The 24,021-nt window shown below is 69.0% G+C and carries 21 protein-coding genes; 12 read left to right on the top strand and 9 right to left on the bottom strand.

Annotated features, from left to right (window positions below):
* Positions 1-54: 54 nt before the first annotated feature.
* The 6 genes from ASC94_RS08540 (at position 55) to rffA (ending at position 7,581) form a co-directional block, all read left to right on the top strand.
* Entirely contained in the window at positions 55-2,085 is a 2,031-nt protein-coding gene (locus tag ASC94_RS08540; protein ID WP_157201347.1) for a hypothetical protein, read from the top strand.
* An 87-nt stretch (positions 2,086-2,172) separates the two neighbouring features.
* Entirely contained in the window at positions 2,173-4,284 is a 2,112-nt protein-coding gene (locus ASC94_RS08535; protein WP_056393308.1) for a hypothetical protein, read from the top strand.
* Positions 4,284-5,267 carry a glycosyltransferase family 2 protein gene (locus tag ASC94_RS08530; RefSeq protein ID WP_082616442.1) on the top strand — a complete coding sequence of 328 codons (984 nt, stop codon included), beginning with the start codon at positions 4,284-4,286 and terminating at the stop codon, positions 5,265-5,267. Before ASC94_RS08535 ends, ASC94_RS08530 begins: the two co-directional genes overlap by 1 nt.
* Positions 5,268-5,284: 17 nt before the next feature.
* The gene (locus tag ASC94_RS08525; protein WP_056393306.1) at positions 5,285-6,055 is read left to right on the top strand and encodes a GNAT family N-acetyltransferase; all 771 of its coding nucleotides are present in this window, start codon (positions 5,285-5,287) and stop codon (positions 6,053-6,055) included.
* A complete protein-coding gene (locus ASC94_RS08520) occupies positions 6,052-6,426 on the top strand; it encodes an EamA family transporter (protein WP_056393304.1) in 375 nt (124 codons plus the stop codon). Before ASC94_RS08525 ends, ASC94_RS08520 begins: the two co-directional genes overlap by 4 nt.
* Before the next feature lie 27 nt (positions 6,427-6,453).
* Positions 6,454-7,581 (top strand): dTDP-4-amino-4,6-dideoxygalactose transaminase, encoded by a 1,128-nt coding sequence (gene rffA, locus ASC94_RS08515; protein ID WP_056393298.1) that lies wholly within the window; start codon positions 6,454-6,456, stop codon positions 7,579-7,581.
* 19 nt (positions 7,582-7,600) lie between these two features.
* Here the strand turns inward: rffA and ASC94_RS08510 are convergent, their stop codons facing one another.
* Both ASC94_RS08510 and ASC94_RS08505 read right to left on the bottom strand, forming a co-directional pair.
* Entirely contained in the window at positions 7,601-8,566 is a 966-nt protein-coding gene (locus ASC94_RS08510) for a glycosyltransferase family 2 protein (RefSeq protein ID WP_056393295.1), read from the bottom strand.
* A complete protein-coding gene (locus tag ASC94_RS08505; RefSeq protein ID WP_082616355.1) occupies positions 8,563-10,128 on the bottom strand; it encodes a DEAD/DEAH box helicase in 1,566 nt (521 codons plus the stop codon). The genes ASC94_RS08510 and ASC94_RS08505 overlap by 4 nt, the downstream gene beginning before the upstream one ends.
* Positions 10,129-10,314: 186 nt before the next feature.
* On the opposite strand from ASC94_RS08505, the gene ASC94_RS08500 reads away from it, so the two are divergent.
* Positions 10,315-13,482, top strand: a complete 3,168-nt coding sequence (locus ASC94_RS08500; protein WP_229417214.1) for a ligand-binding sensor domain-containing diguanylate cyclase — start codon at positions 10,315-10,317, stop codon at positions 13,480-13,482.
* Between the two features lie 23 nt (positions 13,483-13,505).
* A complete protein-coding gene (locus ASC94_RS08495) occupies positions 13,506-13,715 on the top strand; it encodes an oxidoreductase-like domain-containing protein (RefSeq protein WP_056393291.1) in 210 nt (69 codons plus the stop codon).
* Between the two features lie 81 nt (positions 13,716-13,796).
* On the opposite strand, the gene ASC94_RS08490 is transcribed toward ASC94_RS08495, so the two are convergent.
* Positions 13,797-15,575, bottom strand: coding sequence for a methyl-accepting chemotaxis protein (locus ASC94_RS08490; RefSeq protein WP_056393288.1), 1,779 nt, complete (start codon positions 15,573-15,575; stop codon positions 13,797-13,799).
* Positions 15,576-15,705: 130 nt separating this feature from the next.
* On the opposite strand from ASC94_RS08490, the gene ASC94_RS08485 reads away from it, so the two are divergent.
* A complete protein-coding gene (locus tag ASC94_RS08485) occupies positions 15,706-16,044 on the top strand; it encodes a hypothetical protein (protein WP_056393287.1) in 339 nt (112 codons plus the stop codon).
* 3 nt (positions 16,045-16,047) lie between these two features.
* Here ASC94_RS08485 and lpxO read toward each other — a convergent pair whose 3' ends face one another.
* On the bottom strand, positions 16,048-16,947 hold the full coding sequence (lpxO, locus tag ASC94_RS08480) for a lipid A hydroxylase LpxO (protein WP_056393285.1): 900 nt from the start codon (positions 16,945-16,947) through the stop codon (positions 16,048-16,050).
* Between the two features lie 94 nt (positions 16,948-17,041).
* On the opposite strand from lpxO, the gene ASC94_RS08475 reads away from it, so the two are divergent.
* Complete coding sequence (locus ASC94_RS08475; RefSeq protein WP_056393283.1) at positions 17,042-17,356, top strand: hypothetical protein; 315 nt, start codon at positions 17,042-17,044, stop codon at positions 17,354-17,356.
* 109 nt (positions 17,357-17,465) lie between these two features.
* On the opposite strand, the gene ASC94_RS08470 is transcribed toward ASC94_RS08475, so the two are convergent.
* Complete coding sequence (locus tag ASC94_RS08470; RefSeq protein ID WP_056393281.1) at positions 17,466-18,593, bottom strand: hypothetical protein; 1,128 nt, start codon at positions 18,591-18,593, stop codon at positions 17,466-17,468.
* 104 nt (positions 18,594-18,697) lie between these two features.
* On the opposite strand from ASC94_RS08470, the gene ASC94_RS08465 reads away from it, so the two are divergent.
* Positions 18,698-19,327: a hypothetical protein gene (locus ASC94_RS08465; RefSeq protein WP_056393280.1), complete on the top strand. Its 630-nt coding sequence runs from the start codon at positions 18,698-18,700 to the stop codon at positions 19,325-19,327.
* Positions 19,328-19,477: 150 nt separating this feature from the next.
* On the opposite strand, the gene ASC94_RS08460 is transcribed toward ASC94_RS08465, so the two are convergent.
* The 3 genes from ASC94_RS08460 to ASC94_RS08450 all read right to left on the bottom strand — a co-directional run bounded on the left by ASC94_RS08460 (position 19,478) and on the right by ASC94_RS08450 (position 21,895).
* Positions 19,478-20,395, bottom strand: a complete 918-nt coding sequence (locus ASC94_RS08460; RefSeq protein ID WP_162251402.1) for a hypothetical protein — start codon at positions 20,393-20,395, stop codon at positions 19,478-19,480.
* 127 nt (positions 20,396-20,522) lie between these two features.
* Positions 20,523-21,437 (bottom strand): hypothetical protein, encoded by a 915-nt coding sequence (locus ASC94_RS08455; RefSeq protein ID WP_157201345.1) that lies wholly within the window; start codon positions 21,435-21,437, stop codon positions 20,523-20,525.
* Positions 21,434-21,895, bottom strand: a complete 462-nt coding sequence (locus ASC94_RS08450; RefSeq protein WP_056393273.1) for a helix-turn-helix domain-containing protein — start codon at positions 21,893-21,895, stop codon at positions 21,434-21,436. Before ASC94_RS08450 ends, ASC94_RS08455 begins: the two co-directional genes overlap by 4 nt.
* Before the next feature lie 87 nt (positions 21,896-21,982).
* Between ASC94_RS08450 and ASC94_RS08445 the strand changes: the two genes are divergently transcribed.
* Positions 21,983-23,296, top strand: coding sequence for an MFS transporter (locus ASC94_RS08445; RefSeq protein WP_056393271.1), 1,314 nt, complete (start codon positions 21,983-21,985; stop codon positions 23,294-23,296).
* On the opposite strand, the gene ASC94_RS08440 is transcribed toward ASC94_RS08445, so the two are convergent.
* A complete protein-coding gene (locus ASC94_RS08440) occupies positions 23,278-24,012 on the bottom strand; it encodes a siderophore-interacting protein (protein WP_056393269.1) in 735 nt (244 codons plus the stop codon). The two genes, ASC94_RS08445 and ASC94_RS08440, sit on opposite strands and share 19 nt — an antisense overlap.
* Positions 24,013-24,021 lie beyond the last annotated feature (9 nt).

Genomic DNA, 24,021 nt, shown 5'->3' with positions numbered 1-24,021 from the left:
AATTACAACTGCGTGCTATCATCCACGCCTTTCTTTTTCCCCACTAAGCTTCCCATGGCGTTCCCCGTTTCCGCTGGCTTGACCCGCAAGCTGCTAGCACTACTGCTGCTCAGCAACATCTTGCTGCTGCTGTTTTTCATCGGTTTCGACTACCAGCTGATCTTCCATTCCGATTCCGCCGTGAAGAACCTGCTGGCGCAGGAAATGGTCGAGACGGGGCGCTTCTTCCCGCGCGAATGGAACTACGTCAACAACGACCTGTGGGTGTTCTTCAACCACGCCTTCATCGTCCCGCTGCTGGCCTTCATGCCCAACGGCTTTGCCGCGCACGCGGCCTCGGACGTCATCTCGGCTGCGCTGCTGCTGTGGGCCAGCTGGAAAGTGAGCGGCGTGCTGGGGCAGTCGCCCACGGCGCGCCTGGTGAGCATGATTGTGCTCAGCAGCGGCATGTCCGAGATCATGGCCGAACACGTGTTCGGGCAGGCCGCCTATGGCGCAGCCTACTACCTCGGCTGCTTCCTGCTGGTGGCGTACTGGTCGCTCACGCAGGCGCAGGGCCGCGCGCGCTGGGGCTGGGGCGCCGCCACCGCCGTGCTGGCGGCGCTGGTGTTCTGGGCCAATCCGCAGCGCGCGATGATCTACTACGGCTTGCCGCTGCTGCTGGCCGGCGGCACGCTGTGGGCGCTGGACAGGCAGGCCGGGGCGCCCGGCGCCGGCCGGCGCCACGGCTGCTACCTTGGCGTGCTGATGGCCGGCCTGGTGGTGGGCGTTGCGCTCAACAGCTACACGCTGCGCCAGGTGATCAACCACCGCGGCCTGACCGCCATGAACTGGCTGTCCTACGACGGCATGGTGCACAACGTGCACGCCATCATCGGCGGCCTGTTCGGCATCCTGGGCGGCGAGCCGCGCGCGGCCACCCGGGTGGTGTCGATCCCGGGCGTGTACCAGATCCTGCGCCTGCTGGCAGCCGTGACGGTGATGGTGCTGGCGCCGCTGGCGCTGCGCCGCGCCCTGCGCAGCGCGCACCGCGGCCGCCTGTTCGTGGCGGTGTTCGCCTCGGCCATGCTGGGCCTGAACCTGCTGATCATGCTGACCACCACCCTGGCCGACATGTCCGCGCCCACCGCCTCGGTGCGCTACCTGGTGCCCGGCGTGCTGCTGTTGCTGATGCTGACCGTGGGCGAAGTGGTGGACCGCCCCAGCGGCAGCCTGCCGGCGCGCGCGGCGGCGGTGCTGGCGCTGGCCTTGCTGGCCACCAGCGCGGCGCCGTCCTACCTGTCGCCCTACAACCAGCATTTCAAGCTGCCGCCGGCCATCAACCTGCCCAGCCCGGAAAACAACCTGCTGGACTACCTGCGCGCGAACGGCCTGCACTACGGCTACGCCAGCTTCTGGAACGCGGGCAAGCTCACCGTGCTGAGCGGCCACGAGGTGAAAGTGCGGCAGGTGGTCATCGAGGGCGGCGTGCCGATGCCGATGCGCAAATTGGCGTCCAACCGCTGGTACCAGCCGGCCGCCTGGAGCGGTCCAACCTTCCTGATGCTGACCCAGGGCGAACTGGCGCAGGTGGACCTGGCGCGCCTGGCCGCCGAAGTGGGCGCGCCGCAGCGCACGCTGCGCCACGGCGACATGACCATCCTGGTCTACCCGGCCAACCTGGCCGTGATGCAATCCTGGAATCCGCGGGTCAGCGCGCCCACGCATTTCCCCGTGTCCGAGCGCAGCCCGCACCACACCGGCCATTACGACGCCAAGGCAGGCGCGCTGGTCGGCGAAGCGGGCACCCCGGGCTGGCTGCACTACGGCCCTTATATCGATATCGAGCCCGGCCGCTACGCGGTGAGCTTCGACCTGGAAACCGGCGCGGCGCCGGCCGGCGCCGAACTGGGCGCAGTGGACGTGGTGGCAGCCGCCGGCGTGACGTCGTTCGCACGCCGCACCGTCACCGGCAGCGGCCGCCAGTTGCTGACCTTGCAGATCGACGTGCGCGAGCCGACCAAGCTGCTGGAGTTCCGGGTGCTGACCAACGGCATCAGCAAGATGCTGGTGTACCAGGTCAGCCTGGTGCGGCTGCCGGCCTGAGCGAAGCCGGCCTGCACGGCTGGCTTCAATATTATCTAATTAATAATGGCGTGCTATCATGGCGCGCTCGATTGCAACTAGCTGCCTATGCCGTTTCCCCTTTCCATCACAAGCAAACCAGGCCGCAAATGGCTGCTGGCACTGCTGGCGCTGAACCTGCTGATGCTGGCGTTCTTCCTGGTCTTCGGCTACCAGCTGATCTTTCACGCGGACGCCGCCGTGAAGAACCTGCTGGCGCAGGAAATGTTCGAGACCGGCCGCTTCTTCCCGCCCGAGTGGAACTACATTAACAACGACGTGTGGGTGCTGTTCAACCACGCCTTCATCCTGGCGCTGCTGCCGCTGGCGCGCAACAGCTTCGCCCTGCACGCGGCCGCCTCGCTGCTGTCGGCCGCCCTGATCCTGCTGGGCGGCTGGAAGCTCACCGGCCTGCTGGGGCAGTCGCCGGCCGCGCGGCTGGTGAGCATGGTGCTGCTGTCGAGCGGCATGACGGTGATGCTGGCCGAACACGTGTACGGCCAGGCCGCCTACGGCACCCTGTTCTACATGACCTGCTTCATGCTGCAGGGCTACTGGTCGATGACGCGCAGCGCCGGCCGCGCGCGCTGGGGCTGGGCCACGCTGCTGGCCCTGCTGACCGTGCTGGCCTTCTGGTCCAACCCCCAGCGCGCGCTGGTGTTCTTTGCCCTGCCGCTGCTGCTGGCCGCCGCCGCCCTCATGCTGGCCGACCGCCAGGACGCGGCCGGCGCGGACGGGCCGGCGCCCGCGCCGGCCGCGCACTGGCGCGCCATGGCCGTGGTGCTGGCAGCGCTGGCGGCCGGGGTGCTGCTCAACCGCCGCACGCTGGCACACGTGATCAACCACCAGGGCCTGGCCGCCCTCAACTGGCTGGACTTCGCCGGCATGCAGCACCAGCTGCTGGGCACGCTGCAGGGCCTGCTGGGCGTGCTGGGCGCGCTGCCCACCGGCGGCAAGGCCGTGCTGACGGCAGCCGGCGTGTACCAGGCGGTGCGGCTGGTGGCCGGCGTGGCGCTGCTGGCCCTGCTGCCCTGGACGCTGGCCAAGGCCTTCCAGCGCCAGCACCGGGGCCGCCTGTTCGTGGCCGTATTCACCGCCGCCGCGCTGGGCATCAACCTGTTCATCCTGCTGACCACCACGCTGGCCGACATGGGCGGCACGGAAGCGATGATCAGCTCGGTGCGCTACCTGGTGCCGGCGCTGCTGTGCATGCTGCTGGTGTTTGCCGGCGTGATCGTGGACGGCAAGGCGCTGCCGGCGTTCGGCCGCTATGCGGGCGCGGCTGCCATCGCCGTGCTGGCCACCAGCGCGCCGGGCGCCTACCTGAACTATTACGCCATGATCTTTCCGGCCCCGCCGTCGATGCACATGCCAACCCGCGACACGCGCCTGCTCGACTTCCTCCAGCAAAACGGGCTGCAGTACGGCTACGCCAGCTACTGGAACGCCGGCAAGCTCACGGTGCTGAGCGGCGAGCGCGTGCGGGTGCGCCAGATCGTCATCGAGAACGGCCTGCCGGCGCCGATGCGCGGCCTGGGCTCGAACCGCTGGTACGAACGCGCCTACTGGAGCGGCAAGACCTTCCTGCTGCTGGGCGACGACGAGCTCAAACAGATCAACCTGCCCGCGCTGGCCGCGCTGGCGGGCGCGCCGGTGCGCACGCTGCGCTTCGAGGAAGCGAACGTGCTGGAATTTGCCGGCAACCTGGCTGCGCTGCCGGGCTGGGACCTGAGCTACGCCACGCCGGCCCGCTTCGCGGTGGGTGCGGCCTCGCCGCACACGGTCGGCCAGCCCGCCCCGGACGGCGGGCTGGTGGCCCAGCCGGGCGAACAGGGCACCCTGCACTTCGGGCCCGCCCTCGCTGTCCGGCCGGGCAACTATATCGCCACCTTCGAGGTGGACATCGCCGGCGCGCCGGACGCGCCTGCCGGCGCCGGCGTCGGCCACGTGGACGTGAGCTCGGCCGCCGGTGCCACCGTGCACGGCCAGCGCACGCTCAGCGGCAACGGCCGCCAGCGCCTCAGCGTGCCGTTCACGCTGGCCCGGCGCACCGGCCTGGTCGAACTGCGCGCCTTCGTCAATGGCACGGGCCGCGTGGCGCTGCGCTCGATCGAGCTGGTGCGCGCGCCCGCCCTTCCTTCACCCATCAGCAAGCCGGCAGCCGCCGGCGCAGGACAATAATGCAAGCACAAACGCTCTCCCCGCCCCCCGTCGTTTCCGTCGTGATCCCGGTGTACCGGGCCGAAACCATGCTCGACGAACTGTACCGCCGCCTGAGCGCGGCGCTGCAGACCATCAGCCCGAACTTTGAAATCGTGCTGGTGGAAGACTGCGGCCCGGACCGCTCATGGGACGTCATCGAACGGCTGGCGCAGGCCGACCCGCGCGTGGTGGGCCTGCAGTTCAGCCGCAACTTCGGCCAGCACTACGGCATCACGGCCGGCATGGACCAGGCGCGCGGCGACTGGGTGGTGGTGATGGACTGCGACCTGCAGGACGCGCCCGAGGAAATCCCGCGCCTGTACGCCAAGGCCCAGGAGGGCTATGACGTGGTGCTGGCGCTGCGCGGCCCGCGCCAGGACCCGCTGCTCAAGCGCGCCACCTCGTGGCTGTTCTACCGCCTGTTCAGCTACCTGGCCGACATCAACATCGACGGCGACAGCGGCAACTTCCGCATCATGTCGCGCCAGGTGGTGGACAATTTCGGCCGCATGCGCGAGCAGCTGCGCTTTTTCGGCGGCCACGTGCAGTGGATGGGCTTCCCCACCACCGGCATCCGCGTGCAGCACGCCGAACGCCTGGACGGCAAGTCCACCTATACCTTCGCCAAGCTGCGCAAGCTGGCGGCCGACACCATCCTGGCCTACTCGGACAAGCCGCTGCGCATGGCCGTCACGCTGGGCCTGAGCATGGCGGCCGTGTCGTTCGGCTTCGGCGGCTGGATCCTGGGCCGCGCCCTGCTGCACGGCACCGCCATTCCGGGCTGGGCCAGCATGATGGTGTCGCTGTACTTCATCGGCGGCCTGATCATCGGCATCCTGGGCATCCTCGGCCTGTACCTGGGCAAGACCTTCGACGAGGTCAAGAAGCGCCCCCTGTACATCGTGCGCCGCCTGACGCCGAACGCCGTGCCCGGCCGCGAACCGGGCCACGGCCGCCCCTAACCCTTCCGGAGACCGTTATGAAGATTTCCCTTTCCGACATCGACCGCCAGCGTTTCGGCGTCGTCACCGCCAAGGCCACGCTGGACGGCAGCGAGCCGGTGCCCGAGGTGATGCAGTGGTGCGGCGCGCACGGCGTGCAGATGCTGATCGCGCGCTGCGCCAGCACCGAGCTGGCGCAGGTGCAGCAGCTGGAACAGGCCGGCTGCTTCCTGACCGACACCCTGGTCTATTTCCTCAAGCGCCATATCGCGCAGCAGGACGTGGCCCTGCCTGACGGCTACACCACGCGCCTGGCCACGGCGGCCGACGCCGAGGCGGTGGGCGCGCTGGCCGGCCTCACCTTTGAAGGCTATTTCGGCCACTACCACGTCGATCCGCGCCTGGACAAGCGCGATGCCGACCTGGTTTATTCGAGCTGGGCCGCCAATTCCTGCGGCAACCCCGCCGTGGCCGACGCCGTGGTGCTGATCGAGCACGGCGGCCAGATCGCCGCCTTCGCCACGCTCAAGGTGCACAACAGCCTGGAGTTCGAAGGCGTGCTGTTCGGCGTGCATCCCGGCCACCAGGGCAAGCGCCTGTACCACGCGCTGATGCAGCTGGCGCAGAACTGGGCGCGCGGGCGCGACATCGCGCACATGATCGTGTCGACCCAGATCACCAACCTGTCGGTGCAAAAAGTGTGGTGCCGCCAGGGTTTCGAGCCGTCGAAAAGCTACTACACCTTCCACAAGTGGTTCGAGGGGGCCGGTGCGGCGGCGGGCGGCGCGGCGCAAGGAGCAGCAGCGTGAGCGGCTACGGCAACTACCTGTACATCCTGGCCACCATCGCGCTCACCGTGTACGGCCAGATCGCCATCAAGATGCAGGTGATGCAGGCCGGCGCGCTTCCGGCGGCGGGCGGCGACAAGCTCATGTTTTTGATACGCTTGCTGCTCAACCCCTGGATCATCAGCGCGTTCGCGGCCGCCTTCCTGGCGTCCGTGACCTGGATGGGGGCCATGAGCAAGTTCCAGCTGAGCCATGCCTACCCGTTCATGAGCCTGAACTTCGTCATCGTGCTGCTGCTGGGCGCGTGGCTGTTCAACGAACCCCTGTCGATGACGCGCGCCATCGGCGTTGCACTGATCTGCCTCGGCACCGTGGTTGCCTCACAAGGGTAACCGCAGCACACATACAAGGATAAATGCATGAACCCGATACCATTCAACAAACCCTTCATGACCGGCCGCGAGCTGTGGTACATCGCCCAGGCGCACACCAACGGCCACCTGTCCGGCGACGGCAGCTTCACCAAGCGCTGCCACCGCTGGCTGGAACAGAATACCGGCGCGGCGCGCGCGCTGCTGACCCATTCGTGCACGGCGGCGCTGGAAATGGCCGCGCTGCTGGCCGAGGTGCAGGAAGGCGACGAAGTCATCATGCCGTCCTACACCTTCGTCTCGACCGCCAACGCCTTCGTGATGCGCGGCGCCGTGCCGGTGTTCGTGGACATCCGCCCCGACACGCTCAACATCGACGAGACCAAGATCGAGGCGGCCATTACCGCGCGCACCAAGGTCATCCTGCCGGTGCACTACGCCGGCGTGGCGTGCGAGATGGACACCATCATGGACATCGCCAAGCGCCACAACCTGATCGTGATCGAGGACGCGGCGCAGGGCATCATGTCGACCTACAAGGGCCGCGCGCTGGGCAGCATCGGCCACATGGGCGCCTATTCCTTCCACGAGACCAAGAACATCATCGCCGGCGAAGGCGGCGCGCTGCTGGTGAACGACCCGGTGTTCGCCGAGCGCGCCGAGATCATCCGCGAAAAGGGCACCAACCGCAGCCAGTTCTTCCGCGGCCAGGTGGACAAATACACCTGGGTCGATATCGGCTCGTCCTACCTGCCGGGCGAAGTGATCGCCGCCTTCCTGTGGGCGCAGATGGAAGAGGCCAACAACATCACCGCGCGCCGCCTGGCGCTGTGGGACAGCTACCACGCCGCGCTGGCGCCGCTGGAAGCCGAGGGCCGGCTGCGCCGCCCGGTGGTGCCGGAAGGCTGCACGCACAACGCGCACATGTACTACATCCTGCTCGACTCGCTGGAGCAGCGTACCGAGGCGATCGCCAACCTGAAGCGCCAGGGCGTCAATTCCGTGTTCCACTACGTGCCCCTGCACAGCGCACCGGCCGGCCGCAAGTTCAGCCGCGCGCACGGCGGCATGGCGCACACCGACGGCCTGTCCGAGCGCCTGTTGCGCCTGCCGCTCTGGGTGGGACTGGAAGAAGAGCAGGACCGCGTGGTGCGGGCGCTCAAGGAAGCGCTGTAGCAGCGCCCGCGTCGGCGGCTCAGGCGCGGCGCGCCAAGCCGCCGGCATCGCGCGGCGCCGGCGCCGGTATCTGCAAGTAGGCAAAGCGTTTCTGCTCCACGCGGCCCTTGGTCACGGTATCGAGCACCAGGCCGCAGGACAGCAGCAGCCCCGCCAGCAGGCCCAGGCCCACGCACAGCACCGCCGTGGGCAGGCGCGGCACCAGGCCGGTCTGCATATACGTCTCCAGCAGCGGCAGCGCCAGGATCACCGACAGCAGCATGCTGGCCGCCGAGCCGGCCGCAAAGAACTGCAGCGGCTTCTCATTCTTGTACAGCTTGACGATCATCCACAGGATGCGCACGCCGTCGCGATAGGTGTTGAGCTTGCTCACCGAGCCTTCCGGACGCGCCTTGTACACGGTGGGTACCTCGGCCACCGGCATGCGCAATTCCAGCGCGTGCACGGTGAGTTCGGTTTCCGTCTCGAAGCCGGCCGCGTGCGCGGCGAAGGACTTGGCGTAGCGGCGCGAGAACACGCGGTAGCCGGACAGCATGTCGGTGAAGGTGTCGCCGAACACGGCCGCCACGCAGCCGGTCAGCAGCCTGTTGCCGAAGCGGTGGCCAAAACGGTAGGCTTGCTGCTGTTCGCTAACACGGGTGCCCACCAGCATGTCCAGGCCGTCCGCCACCAGCCGCGCGGCCAGTTGCGGCGCCACGCTGGCATCGTAGGTGTCATCGCCGTCCACCATGATATAGATGTCGGCTTCGACGTCGGCGAACATGCGGCGGATGACATTGCCCTTGCCCTGCTGGGCCACCGTGCGCACGATGGCGCCGGCGGCGCGCGCCACTGCCACGGTGTCGTCGGTGGAATTGTTGTCGAACACATAGACCGGCGCGCCCGGCAGGCAGGCGTTGAAATCGCGCACGATGCCGGCCACGGTCAGCGCCTCGTTATAGCAAGGCAGCAGGATGGCGATACGCTGGTGACTCAGGACACTCACGGCTTGCGCAGCCCTCCCAGCAGGGCGGCCACTTTTTGCTTGGGCTTGCTGCTCGACTGCGGCAGCGGCGCGGGCGCCGGGGCGCTGCTCTTGGCCGGCTCGTAAGGCTTGAGGAACCAGGGGTCGATTTTCTCGCGGCGCGGCGCGCCACCGTAGCCGGAACCGGAGGAAGAGGACGAGCTGGAACGGCTGCGCTCGGGACGCGCGCCCGGGCCGGCGCTGCCGCCAAAGCCGGCGCCGGCCGGGCGGCCTTCGCCGTCGGGACGGCGGCTGCCGTGGCGGCGCTCGCCGTGCCGGTCGTCGCGCTCGCCGCGCGAGGAGGCCGGCGCGAAGCCCTGCAGCTCGCCGCGCGTGATGGTCTGCTTGATCAGCTTCTCGATGTCGGCCAGCAGGCGCTCATCCTTGTCCGAGAAGATGGAAATCGCATCGCCCGAGGCGCCCGCGCGGCCGGTGCGGCCGATACGGTGCACATAGTCTTCCGCGTTGTAGGGCAGGTCATAGTTGATGACGCAAGGCAGGTCCGAAATGTCCAGGCCGCGCGCGGCCACGTCGGTGGCCACCAGCACGTCGATCTCGCCCTTCTTGAACGATTCCAGCGCGGCCATGCGTTCCTGCTGCGTCTTGTCGCCGTGGATGGCGGTGGCTTTCATGCCCTCCTGCTCCAGGCCGCGCGCCAGGCGCGAAGCGCCGATCTTGGTGTTGGAGAACACGATCACCTGCTTGAGCTCGCGCTGGCGCAGGATGTGGGCCACCACGTCGCGCTTGTGCTCTTCGCTGACCTTGTACACCACCTGCGTGACGCGCTCGGCGGTGGCGTTGCTGCGCGCCACTTCGATCAGCACCGGCTCCTTCAGGAAGCTGTTGGCCAGCTTCTTGATCTCGCCCGAGAAGGTGGCCGAGAACATCAGGTTCTGGCGCTGCTTGGGCAGCAGGTTGATGATGCGCTGCAGGTCGGGCAGGAAGCCCATGTCCAGCATGCGGTCGGCCTCGTCCATCACCAGCATCTGCACCTGGCTCAGGGAGATGTTCTTCTGCTCGATGTGGTCCAGCAGGCGGCCCGGGGTGGCGATGACGATCTCGACGCCGGCCTTCAGGGCCACGGTCTGGCCCTTCATGTCCATGCCGCCGAACACCACGCAGGAGCGCAGCGGGGTGAACTTGCAGTAGGCGGCCACGTTCTCGGCCACCTGCACCGCCAGTTCGCGGGTCGGGGTCAGGATCAGCGCGCGCACCGGGTGGCGCGCCGGCGACATGGAGCTGTTGGCATGCGCCAGCAGCAGCTGGATGATGGGCAGCGAAAAGCCGGCGGTCTTGCCGGTGCCGGTCTGGGCGGCGCCCATCACGTCGCGGCCCTGCAGCACCACGGGGATGGCCTGGGCCTGGATCGGCGTCGGGTGCACATAGCCTTGCGCGGTCAGCGCGCGCAGAATGTCGGGCGACAGGCCGAAGTCGGCAAAGCGGACCTGCTCGGCGGCGGCGGCAACTGCGGCTTCGGCAACAGCTGGCGCGGCGGCAGGGGCGGGGACGGCTTCTGGCGTGGAAATGTTCTCGATGTCGGACATAAATTTTTCAATAAACAACAAAATCCGCGAAAAGCGGCGAGGCGGGAGGACAGCAGGGCGGGGCCAGCTTGCGCGGATACAGGATACAAATTCAGCGGCCTACACGATACCTTAATTTTCCGCCACTGTACACGGAAACAGACGCTTTCCGGTAATTCTGTTACATGAATGAAATGTATAATGGTAATGATGGCAACCCCCACTCCCCCACTTTCCCTGCCGGCGCGCCGCCTGCCCCCGCTCCTGCTCACGCTGCTGCCGATGCTGCTGATGCTGCTGCTGGCCTGCAGCCAGGCGCTGGCCGCCCCGCCCTCGCTGCGCTTCAAGAAGCTGGGGCCGCTCGACAATGACGAGCCGTCCATGCTGGCGCTGCTACAGGACCGCCAGGGCTTCGTCTGGATCGGCACCCACAGCAACGGCCTGTACCGCTACGACGGCTACCGCGCGGTCAAGTTCGCGCACGCGCGCAACAATCCGCGCAGCCTGCCGCACGACCGCGTGGCCGCCATCTTCGAGGACAAGCGCGGCCGGCTGTGGGCCGGCACCTCCAGCGGCCTGGCGCGCTACAACCCGGACAGCAACGATTTCACGGTGTTCGCCCCGCCTGCCGGCCCGGTCAACCGCCTGATCGTCAAGAACATCATTTCCGACGGCAAGGACGGCATGTGGGTGGGCACCTGGGGCGGCCTGCAGCACTTCAACCCGGACAGCGGCCAGTTCACGGTGTACGCGCACGACCCGGCCAGGCCGGGCAGCCTGGGCAGCAACGACCTGAACGCGCTGGCGCTGGACCAGGACGGCGGCCTGTGGGCCGGCACCTGGCCGGGCGGGGTGGACTACCTGGCGCCCGGCGCCACCGAATTCCGCCACCACCGCGTGGACAGCGAGGCGCGCCCGGACAGCCGCAGCAACATCGTGCGCGCCATGCAGTTCGACCGCGACGGCACCCTGTGGCTGGGCACCGAGGCCGGCGTGCTGAACCAGCCGGCCGGCCAGCCCTGGGCCCCGCGCCGCCCGGCCGCCAGCCCGGCCAGCCGCATCACCAGCTTCTACATCGACAACGCGCACACCCTGTGGGCCACCACCCTGTCGGCCGGCCTGCTGCGCTGGAACCCCGCTTCGGCCAGCTTCGACCAGTACCAGCACCAGTCCAGCGATCCCTACTCGCTGCCGGGCAACAACCTGCGCGCCATGCTGCAGGACCGCGGCGGCATGCTGTGGGTGGCGTCCTTCACCGACGGCATCAGCCTGGCCAACCTGAACAGCAGCGGCTTCCGGCGCCACGTGCCGCACCGCCTGGACCAGGGCAAGCTGTCCACCAATGCGCTGCTGGCGCTTGCAGCCGCGCCGGACGGCAAGGTCTGGCTGGCGGCCAACCTCGGCCTGAGCCTGTACGACCCGGCCAGCGCCACCGTGCTGCAAAGCTACCGCAGCGAGGAAGGCAAACCGGGCAGCCTCAGCCACGACATCGTGTACAGCCTGTACCAGGATGTGGGCCAGGGCGTCGGCAAGGGCAAGGACGCCAGCCCGGCCGGCGCCAAGGCGGGCCCGCTATGGGCCGGCACCGCGAACGGCCTGAACCGGCTGGGGCCGGACGGGCACTTCAAGGTGATCCGCTTCGGCAATACCGCCAGCGACTACATCAACGCCATCGCGCCCGGCCGGGACGGCGTGCTATGGCTGGCCACTGGCAACAGCCTGGTGCGCTACGACAGCGTGCGCGACAGCTTCCACATCTACTACAACGACCCGGCCGACCCGGCCAGCCGCAGCGTCAACGGCACCTCGGCGGTGCTGGAAGACCGCGCCGGGCGCGTGTGGGCCGGCTCGGAATGGAACGGCGGCGGACTGGACCTGCTGGACCCGGCCACCGGCAAGTTCCGCCACCTGCGCCACGCCGGCGACGGCGCCGCCAGCAACGTGCCCAGCCTGTCGGACGACAACGTCTCCAGCCTGCACGAGGACGCGGCCGGACGCATCTGGGTCGGCACCGCCAAGGGCCTGGACCTGGTGACGGTGGGCGCGAACGGCGCCCTGAGCGTGAAGCCCTACGCGGCGGCGGTCGGCTCGGGCAAGGTGCTGGCCATCCGCAGCGACCTGGAAGGCAAAGTCTGGGCCAGCACCATCGCCGGCCTGTACCGCCTGGACCCGGCCAGCGGCCAGGTCGAGCGCTACAGTCCGGCCGACGGCCTGACCGACGGCTACACCACCAATTCCTCGGCTGCCGGCAGCGACGGCACCTTGTACTTCGGCGGCGTGCACGGCATGACGGCGGTGTCGCCGCGCGCGGTGCGGGCCGACACGGTGGCGCCGCAGGTGGCCATCACCGACATCACCGTGTTCAACCGCTCGCTGGGCGAAGGCCAGCGCAGCGAAGGGGCCGAGCTGGAGGGCGCGGTCACCGCGCCGCGCGTGCTGACCCTGTCGGCGCAAGCGTCGGTGTTCTCGATCGAGTTCGCGGCCCTGCACTACACCGACCCCGGCCAGAACCGCTATGCCTACCAGCTGGCCGGCTTCGACCGCGACTGGGTGCTGACCGACGCCGGCCACCGCAACGCCAGCTACACCAACCTGAACCCCGGCACCTACACCTTCCGCGTGCGCGCGGCCAACCACCGCGGCATGTGGAACGCCGAGCCGGCCGAGATGACCATCATCATCACGCCGCCATTCTGGCAGCGCTGGTGGTTCCGCGCGGCGCTGGGCCTACTGGTGCTGGCCGGGCTGCTGGCCACGCACCGCTGGCGCATCCGGCGCCTGACGCGGCGCCAGGCCGAGCTGGCCGACCTGGTGACGGCGCGCACCGCCGCGCTGGAGGAATCGAACCGCAAGCTGGCTGCGCTCAGCACCACCGACGGCCTGACCGGGGTGCGCAACCGGCGCGGCTTCGACGAGGCCCTGGCGGCCGAATGGCGGCGCGCCGCGCGCACCGGGCAGACAGTGGCGCTGTCGCTGCTGGACGTGGACCACTTCAAGAAGTACAACGACCGCTACGGCCACCTGGCCGGCGACACCTGCTTGCGCACGGTGGCCGAACTGATCACCAAGCACGGGCGCCGCACCACCGACCTGGTGGCGCGCTACGGCGGCGAAGAGTTCGCGCTGCTGGCGGCCGCCACCAATGCCGCCGACGCCTTCGGCGTGGCGCAGGACATCTGCGCCGAGCTGGCCAGGCTGGCCATCCCGCACGAGGATTCGCCGTTCGGCGTGGTCACCATCAGCATTGGGGTGGCGGTGCTGGCGCCGAACGACGACAATACAGCCGAAGCGCTGGTGGCGCTGGCCGACCAGGCCATGTACCGCGCCAAGGAAAAAGGCCGCAACCAGGCGCTGCTGGCGCTTGGCATGGATTAAGCAATTCGCATCAGGTTATCAGCATGAGCATCACACCAGACCAGTCCGCCGTCCCATCCACCGTCCCGTCCGCCGACCCGCGCCCCGAAGCGCCGCAGCCGCCCGAGCCGGGCGACTGCTGCCACAGCGGCTGCGCCTACTGCGTGGACGACATCTACCAGGACGCGCTGGACCAGTACCGCGCCGACCTCAAGGCCTGGCAGGCGCGCCATCCGGAGGACGCCGGGCACTAAGCCGGCGGCGCGCACCGGACATTGCACCGGCCGCATGCAATGCCTGGACGGCAGCGTGGCCACGCCGTCCGGCCTGGCGGCTCAGAATTCCTCCCACTCGTCCGCCGCCGGCCTGGCTGCGGCGCGCGCCGGCTGCGGCCTGCCGGCAAGGCGGGCCTGCGGCACCGCCTTGGCCGCTGCCGCCTTGATGGCTGGGCCGGCCGCCGGTGCCGGCACGGAACGCGCGGCAGGGGCGGATCGGGCGGCACGCGCCGGGCCGCCATGGGCTGCGGCCCGGCGCGCCGGCGGCGCCCCGGTGGCGGCCATGGCCGCCGCGTTGAGCTTGAAGGCGCCGACCACTTCGCTCAGGTGCGCCGCCTGGTCCATCATGGCCTCGGCCGCCGCGGCGGCCTGCTCCACCAGCGCCGCATTCTGCTGCGTCACATGGTCCATCTCGACGATGGCGGTGTTGACCTGCTCGATGCCGCTGCTCTGCTCCTGGCTGGCCGCCGTGATCTCGGACATGATGTCCGTCACGCGCGCGATGCTGGACACGATCTCGTCCATGGTGGCGCCGGCCTGGCTCACCAGGCGCGAGCCGGCGTCCACTTTCTCCACCGAATCGCCGATCAGCGCCTTGATGTCCTTGGCCGCAGAGGCCGAGCGCTGCGCCAGGTTGCGCACCTCGGAAGCGACCACCGCGAAGCCGCGCCCCTGCTCGCCGGCGCGCGCCGCTTCCACCGCCGCGTTCAAGGCCAGGATGTTGGTCTGGAAGGCGATGCCGTCGATGACGGAAATGATGTCCACGATCTTGCGCGACGACTCATTGATGGAGGCCATGGTGCCCACCACCTGCCCCACCACGTCGCCGCCCTTGACGGCGATGCCGGAAGCCGACTGCGCCAGCTGGTTGGCCTGGCGCGCATTGTCCGCGTTCTGCTTGACGGTGGAGGTGAGCTCCTCCATCGACGAGGCCGTCTCTTCCAGCGAACTGGCCTGCTGCTCGGTGCGCGAGGACAGGTCCTGGTTGCCGGAGGCGATCTGGCTGGAGGCGGTGGCGATGGTGTCGGTGCCGCTGCGCACCTGCGCCACCAGCGCTTGCAGGCTGGCGGTCATGTCCTTCAACGCGCCCATCAGCTGCCCGGTTTCGCAGCGGGATGTCACTTCGATATCCTGCGTCAGGTCGCCGCCGGCCACCTGCCGGGCCACCGTGACCGCCTCCTGCAGCGGACGGGCGACGATGCGCGCCACCCACAGCGCCAGCAGCATGCCCAGCACCACCGTGGCCAGCAGCAGCAGGGCAATGGTCAGGCGGGCCCGCTCGTAGGTGGCGGTGGCAGCCGCGCTGGCCCGGGCGCCGCCCTCCGCGTTGAGCTTGACCAGCTTGTTCATTTGCTCATTCAGGCTGGCCAGCATCTGCACAGTTGGGCCGGTGGCCATGGCGCGGGCTTCGTCCTTGAGCCCCTTGCGCGAGGCGTCGATCAGCTTCGCGCCCTCGGCGGAGAATTGCTGCCATTGCGCCAGGAAGCCGTCGTACAGGGCTTTTTCTTCCGGGCTGGAGATGAGCTTCTGGTGGCGTTCACTGTCTGCCTGGAACACCGCCAGCGTGTCGCTGAGACGCTTCTCGTAGGTATCGTGCCATTTGTCCTCGCTGCTCAGGATATGCAGCAATTGCCAGCGGCGGTAGTCGCCGATATCGATGCGGATGGCCATCGCTGCCTGGACACTGGGCAACCAGTTTTCCGCCAGGTCATCGGAGGCCTGGTCCATGCGGCCCATGGCGGCGATGGCGTTCAAGCCGAGGATCAGCGCCAGCACCTGCACGGCGGCGAAGGACACGATCAGTTTGGTGGCAATCTTGAGGTCGTAGAACCATTTCATGGCATCTCCTGTCAGGCGTACCGTCCGGAGAACCAGTATAGGCCGATGGCGCAACGGGCCGCGTCCGTTATCCGTCGCCAAGGCGGCGCCGATGGGGTAAGCTGGCGTTTTCCCTCCCCGGACGCGCACCATGTGGATACGACGCAGCCTGGCCCTGTCTTCGATACTGTTGCTGCTGCCTTTTTTACTGCCCCTGCCGGCGCTGGCGGACGGCCGCCCTTTCCCGCCCAACGCCAAGCGCGGCAAGATGACGCCGGCCTGGTATCCCGCCATCGTCATTGACGGCAAAACGCGCACGCTCTCGCCGGCGGCGCGCATTTTCAATGCGGACAATACGATAGAAATGCCGGCCAGCCTGCGCGGCGAGAATATGGTGGTGAACTACCAGGAAGATAGCGAAGGCCAGATCCTGAACGTGTGGATACTGACCAGGGAAGAGGCCGGCCAGCGTGCGCCGGCCGGCAAATAAGGCTTACAGGAAGATGATGGCGGCGGCCACCGCGATGATCAGGCCGAACTTGGTGGCCTTGTAGGCGGTCTTGTTCCAGGCCTTGTAGCGGCGGCGGTACTGGCCGGCCACGTAGGACACCTTGAACAGCTTGCTCACCAGGCCGGTCTGGTCGCCCTGCTCGTTGGGCGAGGCGGCGGCGGTCATCATGGTGCGGCCCAGCCAGCGGTTCACGGCTTGCGCCCAGCGGTAGCGCATCGGGCGCTCCACGTCGCAGAACAGGATGATGCGGTCGCTCTCGCTGCCGTTGATGGCCCAGTGGATATAGGTTTCGTCGAACATCACGCCCTGGCCGTCGCGCCAGCTGTGGCGTTCGCCGTCCACGTCGATGAAGCAGCGGTCGTCGTTCGGCGTGGCCAGGCCCAGGTGGTAGCGCAGCGAGCCGGCAAAGGGGTCGCGGTGCGGGTTCAGCTTGCCGCCCGGCGGCAGCTCGGCAAACATGGCCGCCTTCACGCTGGGGATGGCTTTCAGCAGCGCATAGGTCTGCGGGCACAACTGCTCGGCGGACGGGTGGCTGGCGTCGTACCATTTCAGGTAGAAGCGCTTCCAGCCGTTCTTGAAGAAGGAATTGAAGCCGGCGTCGTTGTTCTGTTCGGCAGCCTTGATCTTTTTCAGCGCCAGCAGGTTTTCTGCCTCGGCGCGGATCACTTGCCAGTTCTGCTGCAGCGGCTCCAGCTCCTTGAACTGGTCCAGCGCCAGGTAGGGCTGCGACGGCACCTTCGAGAACACGTGCATGAACAGGTTGATGGGCGCCATGAACGACGAATGGTCGAACAGCTGGCGCATGAACGGCAGCCTCACCTTGCCACGGAAGTGGATGTGAAAGATTGCTAACAGATAGAACGATACCAGTGCCAACTTCATGGCGCCTCCAGCGTACACAATCCGCCATGATATCGCCAAACCGTAGTTCCTGCCCAATCTTCGTGGGGCGTAAACTTCAGGCTACAATGCCTCTATGGCAAGTAAAACTCCCAAATTCCCCGGCCCGCTCAGTGCGCGGGCTGCCGTGCTGGCAGTGCTGCTGTCGAACAGCGACCAGACCGGCGCCGAGCCCCTGCAGGGGCGCGTGTCGCTGGCGGCCATCGTCAAGGCGCTCAAGCGCAAATACCACTGGCCGATCGAGTCCAGCAGCTTCCCGGCCAATACCGTCGACGGCCGCGCCACCTGGGCCACCGTGTACAGCCTGCCGCCGGACGTGATTGCGGCCGCCCTCGACAACGGCGGCACCGACTGGCTGGCAAGCCGCCGCCTCGCCAAGCGCGGCGCCTGAGCGGCCAGGCCGGCGGCATTGGCCGGCTGCATTGGCCGGCTGCTGCTGCCTGCCGCCAGGCCGGCCGTTCCTTCGCTCCGCTGGCCGTGCGCCATGCGGCGCTCGGCGGCTATTTCGCCGCGCTGGTCTTTGCCGTCTTGCTGATGGCGCGGCAGCGCGCCGTGTTGCGGTTGGCCGCTTCGCAGCGCGGCTTTGCGGCTGCAGCCACCTTGCGCGCGGGCTGGGCGGCGGCCTGCTTGCGGGGCCCGCTCGCTGTGCCGCTCCCGGCCGCCTTGGCCGTGCTCCTGGAAGCCTTGGCGTCCTTGGCTGGCTTGACGGCCTTGGCCGGCTTGTCGGCCTTGGGCGCTTTAGCCGCCTTAGCCGCGTTAGCCGCTTTGCCGGCCTTCGTGGGCTGGGCGGCCGCCCTGGCTTTGTCCACGGTGGCTGCCTTGGCTACCGCCGGGTGCGCAGCCGCTGTCTTCATTTTGACGGGCACTTGCGCCGGCACGGCCACTTGCTCCACGGGCGCGATGGCGCGGCTGGCCGCTGTCGCCGGCGCGGCCAAGCCTGCAGCGGGGGCGATGATGGCTGCGGCGGGGGTGATGATGCCGGTGGCGCTGGTGCTGGCAGGCGTCCCGGCAATCGCGGCGCTCGCGCCTGGCGGCACCGGCGGCGCCGGCACGGCATGCTGCGGCTCGGATGGCGCCACAAAAGCCGACTGCACGACCGGCGGCGGCGCAATCGCCTGCACTTCCGGCGCCGGCAAGGCCTTGGCGCTCATGCCGGGCGGCGCGGCCAGGGCCTTTGGCTCGGGCGGACGGTGGCGCTGTTCCTGCGCCGCGTTGCCTATCCACACGATAGCGCCGATCAGGCCGGCAGCGGCGATACCGCCCAAGGCCATCGTCTTCACGGGCAAAGCGCGGCGGGCGACGGCAGCCGGGAGCGTGGCTGCCGGCGTGTCCACAGCGGCCGGCGCAGCGGCAGTGCCGGCCACTGGCGCAGCATGTCCTTTGGGCTGGGGGCGGGTTGGCGCTTGTGCCTGCGCGTCGGTCTGCGGTGCGATGCGCGGTGCGATATGCGGCTCAGCGTACGGCTCAGCGTACGGCTCAGCGTACGGCTCAGTTTGCGGTCCGGCGGACGGCTCGGCAGGGAATTGGCCGGGCTCGGGCCAGGCGGTCTCGGCGAATTCGGGCGCCGCAGCCGGCGGCGGAGCGTCGCCGAAAGTCGGCTCGACACGCGGCGTAGTCTGCATCTTCATAAGTTTGGGGATCCGGAAAAGCACGAAAAAAGCGAACAGGACTCTACCACACCTGCGCCACCGCGATCCGGGCGAAGCGCCGCAAATGCCCGTATACTGCGCGCATGACATCACACGCCCCGCAAATCACCCTCACCCTGGCCGAACTGGCCGCCCGCTGGAACATGACGGCGCAGGAAGTGCTGCTGCTCGCCTCCCCGAAGCCATTGCCCATGTATTTCTACTATGACGGCCTGGTGTTCGACTTCGGCGACAAATGGCTGCGCGCCAACGGGGACACCAAGGAAACGCAAGACCTGGAAAGCCACCAGCAGCACCTGGCCGCGCTCGACATCGACCTGCAGCGGCAAGCACTGCACAAGCGCGGCCTGCTCAAGCTCACGCAGTGGGAAGAAGCGCTCAGCGACGAGGAATTGCAGCGCCAGCAGGCCGAAGCCGAACGCCTGCGCAAGGAAGTGACGCGACTGAGCACGCTGCTCAAGGAGCGCACCGAAGAACGCCAGCGCCACGTGCGCAACGGCCTGCTGCGCGCGGCGCCGCGCACCTTGCACGAGATCGCGCGGCACGGCGAAACGCGCTTTCCGCAGTTCGCCTTCCTGCCCGCGCGCCCCGAGCAACCGTCCGACCGCCTGCTGGTGGCGCTGGAAGACGGCTTCCCGCTCAAACCGGTGCTGACAGCTGCCGACCTGGTGGTGGCCATGCACGACGTGACAGCCGCCGAAGCCGCCCGCTGATCCGCGACCGCCCACATCCTGCTGCCCGCAGTCCGCAGTCCGCAGTCTGCAGTCTGCAGTCCGCAGCCCGCAGCCCGCAGCCCGCCAAGCTTATCCAGACCTGCCTGCCTGCCCGCCTGCCTGCCTGCCTGCGGCCAGCCTTGCGCAGCGCTAGCGGCGGCGTACCGGTTCGTCGTTGAGGCAGATGGGCGCGTTGCGCGCATAGCTGCGGCAGGCGCGCGCAAAGCACGCCGCAGCGGCTTCCCCTGCCTTCTCCTTGCATAACGCCAGCCCGCGCTGCACGCTGGTTTCCAGCGGCTTGCGCACAGCCGGCGCGGCCTTCACCCGCCGCAGCGCCGCCGACTTACCCGCCACGCTGCCCTTGCCGCGTGCCGTCGCCCGCGTGAGCGGCGCCCGCGCCTGGCTGCCGGGCCTGGCCAGCGCCACGCGCGCCCGCGCAGCGGGACGCTTCGCGCCCGCCTGAGGCGCCACCGCTTCCGGCCGGACGGCGGCGGCCAGCGCAGGCCGAGCCGCGCCTTGCTCCGCCAATTCCGCGGGACGCGCGGTGTTCTGTTCCGCCAGTCCAGCCGGCGGCGCGGCCTGCGCAGCCAATCCGACCGGCGGGGTAGCAGCCTGCACCGCCGACGGCAAAGCCGGCGCGGCAGCGGCCGGGGCACCCTGTTCCGCATCCCCATGCAGGGCCGCCGGGCCGGCCGCCGGTGCGGTCAAGGCCGCTGCCACGTCCTGCGCGCTGGCCACTTCCGGCAGTGGCGCCAACACCGGGTCGGCTCGCGCAGGCATGGCCGATCTGGCCACCAGGGAAATCGCCTTGTCCGCCTGCAAGCTGCGCCACATCAGAAAACCGCTCACGGCCAGGGCGGCTATGGCCAGTGCCGACGCACTCCACAAGCCGAGCGCCCGCAGCCGCCCGCTGCGGGCCTCCGCCGCACCGCCGCCCAACAGCGCCGCCAGCCCGGCCGCCCCTGCCGCGCTGCCCGCCCCTGCCGAGCTAGCCGCCGCTGCAGTGTCAGCAGCCTCTGCCGTACCACCCCGATTGGCCGTATTGCCCGTGCCAGCCGCACCGGCCATGTTTGCCATATCCGCCGCGCCCTGTGCTTCGCGCTCCGCCTGTCCTGCCTGCCGATCGTCCATAGTTCGCCCGAAAAGAACCGTCCCAACAGCAGATTACTCAAACCCCGAAAAAACCGGCGCTTCGCTAGTCGCTGCCGGTGGCGCGGCGGCGCTGGCCCTCCAGCCACGCCGGCGGCAGCCGGCCCAGCAAGGGATCGTCGCGCCGCAGGCTGGCCCAGCTGGCGCCGCCGTCGCCGGAATAGGTCAGCATATAAGGCCTGTCCTCATCGTCCCCCGCCTGCGCGGCGGCCAGCCAGATTTCCTTGTCGTTGACCGCGTAGCTGCTTACCAGAGAGGACACCTTGGCCGGCAAGGCCACCTTGCGCCAGCGCCGCCCGTCGGCCGAGCGCAGCAAAGTCTGCTCGATAGACCCCGTGATCCACCAGCCGCCCGACTTCGACGCCGCAAGCTCCACCAGCAGGTCCGGATTGCCCAGCGGCGTGCTGTGCTCCACCTTGCAGGACACGGTATCGATCAGGCTGGCGGTGTAGCCGGACACCCTGCCGTCCGCGCCGAAATGCGTGGCCAGCCCCACCACCCCGCGCGGCGACGAGGCGAAAGCCACGTTGGCGTCCTTCATGGCCTGCAAGGCCGGCTTGCCGCCGCCCGCGTTGAGTTTGCTCAGCGGCAGCAGGCAGTCGCGGCCGGGCGTGGCGCGGTTGCGGAAGCGATATCCGCGCGCCTCCGGCGCCACCTGGATGCCGTAGGGCATGGCGATCACCCCGCCGCCGGCGGCCTGCAGCACGCGGCCGCTGAGCGCGTCGATCACCGTGCCGCCGGCATAGATGCGGCCGCCGTCGTCCACCACCAGCGGCGGCCAGACACGCCCGCCCGGCCGCACTTCCAGCTTCAACGGTTCGTGCGCATGGATCACGATGCCGTGTTCGTCCTCGGTAAAGCCGGTGGCGCCGATGCGGTAGTCGAACGACAGCGCCAGGGCCGGCTGGGCCAGCAGTGCCTGGGCCAGCATCGAACAGCAAAGTACGGAAACCAATTTCATGCAACTTCCTCCAACGGCAACTTGCGCACCACGGTATCGGCCGCGGCCAGCGCGCGCCCCTGTTCATCGACCAGCCGCAGCGGCGGCACGGGCTGGCCCGTATCCTGCCGCACCAGCATGGAACGCGCTTCCCCCTCGCGGTACAGGAACTGTTCGCTCCACTGGCGCAAGCTCACCAGCAGCGGGAACAGGGCCTGGCCCTTTTCGGTCAGCACGTATTCGCCATAGGCGGTGCCGTCGGAGGCCGGCGACACCGTCAGGATGCCATGCTCCACCAGCTTGTGCAGACGGTCCGACAGGATGTTGCGCGCCACGCCCAGGTTCTTCTGGAAGGCGCTGAAGCGGCGCACGCCGTCGAATGCGTCGCGCACGATCAGCAGCGCCCACTGGTCGCCCACCACGTCCAGTCCGCGCGCCACCGGGCAGACATCGTCTTTCAGCGTTTTCCGCTTGGCCATCTTCTTCCCTTCAAACGTGGTTGCATTTTAATACTGGATTGCATACACTCGAAACTAGTTTTAATTTGAAACCAGATTGGAGGCCGAATGCCACCCACCACTTCGCGGCTGATGACGCTGCTGTTTTCCGTTTCCTGCGGCATCAGTGTCGCCAACGTCTATTACGCGCAGCCGCTGCTGGACGCGCTCGCGCGCGACTTCGGCATCACGCACGCGGCGGTCGGCGCGGTGATCGCCGCTACCCAGCTGGGCTGCGCGCTGGCCTTGCTGCTGGTGGTGCCGCTGGGGGATTTGCTGGACCGGCGCCGCCTGATGCTCGCGCAACTGGGATTGCTGAGCGCGGCCCTGCTGGCGGTGGGCTGTGCGCCGGCCGCGCCGCTGCTGCTGTGCGGCATGCTGGCCGTGGGCCTGCTGGGCACGGCCATGACGCAAGGCCTGATCGCCTACGCGGCAGCCACCGCCGCGCCGGCCGAGCGCGGGCGTATAGTCGGCACGGTGCAGGCGGGGGTGCTGATCGGGTTGCTGAGCGCACGCACGGTGGCGGGCTTGCTGGCCGACCTCGCCGGCTGGCGCGCGGTCTACTGGACCTCGGCCGCGCTGGCGCTGGTGCTGGCGGCCGTGCTGTGGCGCGCCCTGCCCGCGCAGCGCCCGGCGCCCAGCGTCGGCGCGGGGGCGCGCCCGGCCAGCCCCATGCCGGGCGCTGGCAACGCCGCCCCGGCGGAGGCGTCAACCGCCGCCACGCCGGCCGCAACTGCGCCAGCAGGGAGCATGGCCCTGCGCTACGCGCAACTGCTGCGCTCCATGCTGGCCATGCTGCTCAACGACCGCACACTGCAAGTGCGCGGCACCATCGCCATGCTGATGTTCGGCGCGCTGAGCATCTTCTGGACCGCGCTGGTGCTGCCGCTGAGCGCCCCGCCCCATGCGCTGTCGCACTCGGCCATCGGCGCGTTCGGACTGGTCGGCGTAATCGGCGCGCTGGCGGCGTCGCGCACCGGGAGCATGGCCGACCGGGGCCTGGGCCAGCGCACCAGCGGCGTGGCGCTGGCCCTGCTGGTGGCGGCCTGGCTGCCGCTGGCATTCACCGGACAATCGCTGTGGGCGCTGGTGGCCGGCATCATCGTGCTCGACCTGGCGGGCCAGGCCATCCACGTTACCAACCAGAGCATGATCTTCAGCCGCCATCCGCAGGCTCACAGCCGCGTGGTGGGCTGCTACATGATGTTCTACGCCGCCGGCAGCGGGCTGGGCGCCGTGGCCTCCACCCGCATGTACGCGGCGGCCGGCTGGCTGGGCGTATGCGCGCTGGGCGCGGCCGTGAGCCTGGCGGCGCTGCTGTTCTGGGCCATCACCCTGCCCCGCCGCGCGCCGGCCTGCGCGGCCTACTCCAGGTTCTCGTGATAGCCGCTGCCGCCGCGCTTCCAGTACGCGGCGGCGCGGATGGCGTGCTTGCCCAGGCCTTTCACGCCGACCAGCTCGTGGCGTACGGCGGCCATGGTGGCAGCCTCGCCCGCGCACCAGGCGTAGCCGTCGCCGGCAGGCAGCGGCCAGGCCTGCACGGCGGCCAGCAGCTCCGCGTCGCTGGCGACCCAGCGCACGTCGGGCGCTGCCTCGCCGGCGAAGGCGCGGCGGTCCGCCGCATCCTCCACCTTCACGATGACGGTGGCGCGCGCGCCGCGCGGCAGTTCTTCGAGGCGGCGCGAAATGGCCGGCAAACCGGTTTCGTCGCCCACCAGCAGATGCCATTCGTAGTCGACCGGGATGATGAGCGAGCCGCGCGGACCGCCGATGATGACGCGCTGGCCCGGCGCAGCCTGCGCCGCCCATGCCGCACAGGGGCCGTCGCCGTGCAGCGCGAACTCGATCACCAGCTCGCCCGCCACGGGATCGAAACTGCGCGGCGTGTAGTCGCGCTTCGCTGCATCCGGCCCTTCGCCGAGGATGAACTTGACGTGGTCGTCGAAGGAGGCGCTGTGGAAGTCCTGCAGCGCGGGGCCGCCGAAGGTGATGGCGCGGAAATGGCTGCCGATGGCGCGCACGCGCACCACCTCCACCTGGCGGATCTTGAGCTCGTGGCGCACGCGCTGCACACGGCTGACGGGAGAGTCTATACTCATGTCTTTACT

This window comes from Massilia sp. Root418 (assembly GCF_001425265.1).
In the GTDB taxonomy this organism is placed as follows: Bacteria; Pseudomonadota; Gammaproteobacteria; order Burkholderiales; family Burkholderiaceae_D; genus Rugamonas.
The sequence above is the reverse complement of the archived record's forward strand: the minus strand, read 5'-3'. Positions and strand labels throughout refer to the sequence as shown.

What these genes read in the sequence shown, in the direction of transcription:
- ASC94_RS08495 (WP_056393291.1), top strand. Translation starts at nt 13,506, where the DNA reads ATGAGCATCACACCAGACCAGTCCGCCGTCCCATCCACCGTCCCGTCC.
- ASC94_RS08505 (WP_082616355.1), bottom strand. Translation starts at nt 10,128, where the DNA reads ATGTCCGACATCGAGAACATTTCCACGCCAGAAGCCGTCCCCGCCCCT.
- ASC94_RS08445 (WP_056393271.1), top strand. Translation starts at nt 21,983, where the DNA reads ATGCCACCCACCACTTCGCGGCTGATGACGCTGCTGTTTTCCGTTTCC.
- ASC94_RS08530 (WP_082616442.1), top strand. Translation starts at nt 4,284, where the DNA reads ATGCAAGCACAAACGCTCTCCCCGCCCCCCGTCGTTTCCGTCGTGATC.
- ASC94_RS08475 (WP_056393283.1), top strand. Translation starts at nt 17,042, where the DNA reads ATGGCAAGTAAAACTCCCAAATTCCCCGGCCCGCTCAGTGCGCGGGCT.
- rffA (WP_056393298.1), top strand. Translation starts at nt 6,454, where the DNA reads ATGAACCCGATACCATTCAACAAACCCTTCATGACCGGCCGCGAGCTG.
- ASC94_RS08490 (WP_056393288.1), bottom strand. Translation starts at nt 15,575, where the DNA reads ATGAAATGGTTCTACGACCTCAAGATTGCCACCAAACTGATCGTGTCC.
- ASC94_RS08500 (WP_229417214.1), top strand. Translation starts at nt 10,315, where the DNA reads ATGATGGCAACCCCCACTCCCCCACTTTCCCTGCCGGCGCGCCGCCTG.
- ASC94_RS08460 (WP_162251402.1), bottom strand. Translation starts at nt 20,395, where the DNA reads ATGGCCGGTGCGGCTGGCACGGGCAATACGGCCAATCGGGGTGGTACG.
- ASC94_RS08455 (WP_157201345.1), bottom strand. Translation starts at nt 21,437, where the DNA reads ATGAAATTGGTTTCCGTACTTTGCTGTTCGATGCTGGCCCAGGCACTG.
- ASC94_RS08440 (WP_056393269.1), bottom strand. Translation starts at nt 24,012, where the DNA reads ATGAGTATAGACTCTCCCGTCAGCCGTGTGCAGCGCGTGCGCCACGAG.
- ASC94_RS08525 (WP_056393306.1), top strand. Translation starts at nt 5,285, where the DNA reads ATGAAGATTTCCCTTTCCGACATCGACCGCCAGCGTTTCGGCGTCGTC.
- ASC94_RS08470 (WP_056393281.1), bottom strand. Translation starts at nt 18,593, where the DNA reads ATGAAGATGCAGACTACGCCGCGTGTCGAGCCGACTTTCGGCGACGCT.
- ASC94_RS08535 (WP_056393308.1), top strand. Translation starts at nt 2,173, where the DNA reads ATGCCGTTTCCCCTTTCCATCACAAGCAAACCAGGCCGCAAATGGCTG.
- ASC94_RS08450 (WP_056393273.1), bottom strand. Translation starts at nt 21,895, where the DNA reads ATGGCCAAGCGGAAAACGCTGAAAGACGATGTCTGCCCGGTGGCGCGC.
- ASC94_RS08465 (WP_056393280.1), top strand. Translation starts at nt 18,698, where the DNA reads ATGACATCACACGCCCCGCAAATCACCCTCACCCTGGCCGAACTGGCC.
- lpxO (WP_056393285.1), bottom strand. Translation starts at nt 16,947, where the DNA reads ATGAAGTTGGCACTGGTATCGTTCTATCTGTTAGCAATCTTTCACATC.
- ASC94_RS08485 (WP_056393287.1), top strand. Translation starts at nt 15,706, where the DNA reads ATGTGGATACGACGCAGCCTGGCCCTGTCTTCGATACTGTTGCTGCTG.
- ASC94_RS08540 (WP_157201347.1), top strand. Translation starts at nt 55, where the DNA reads ATGGCGTTCCCCGTTTCCGCTGGCTTGACCCGCAAGCTGCTAGCACTA.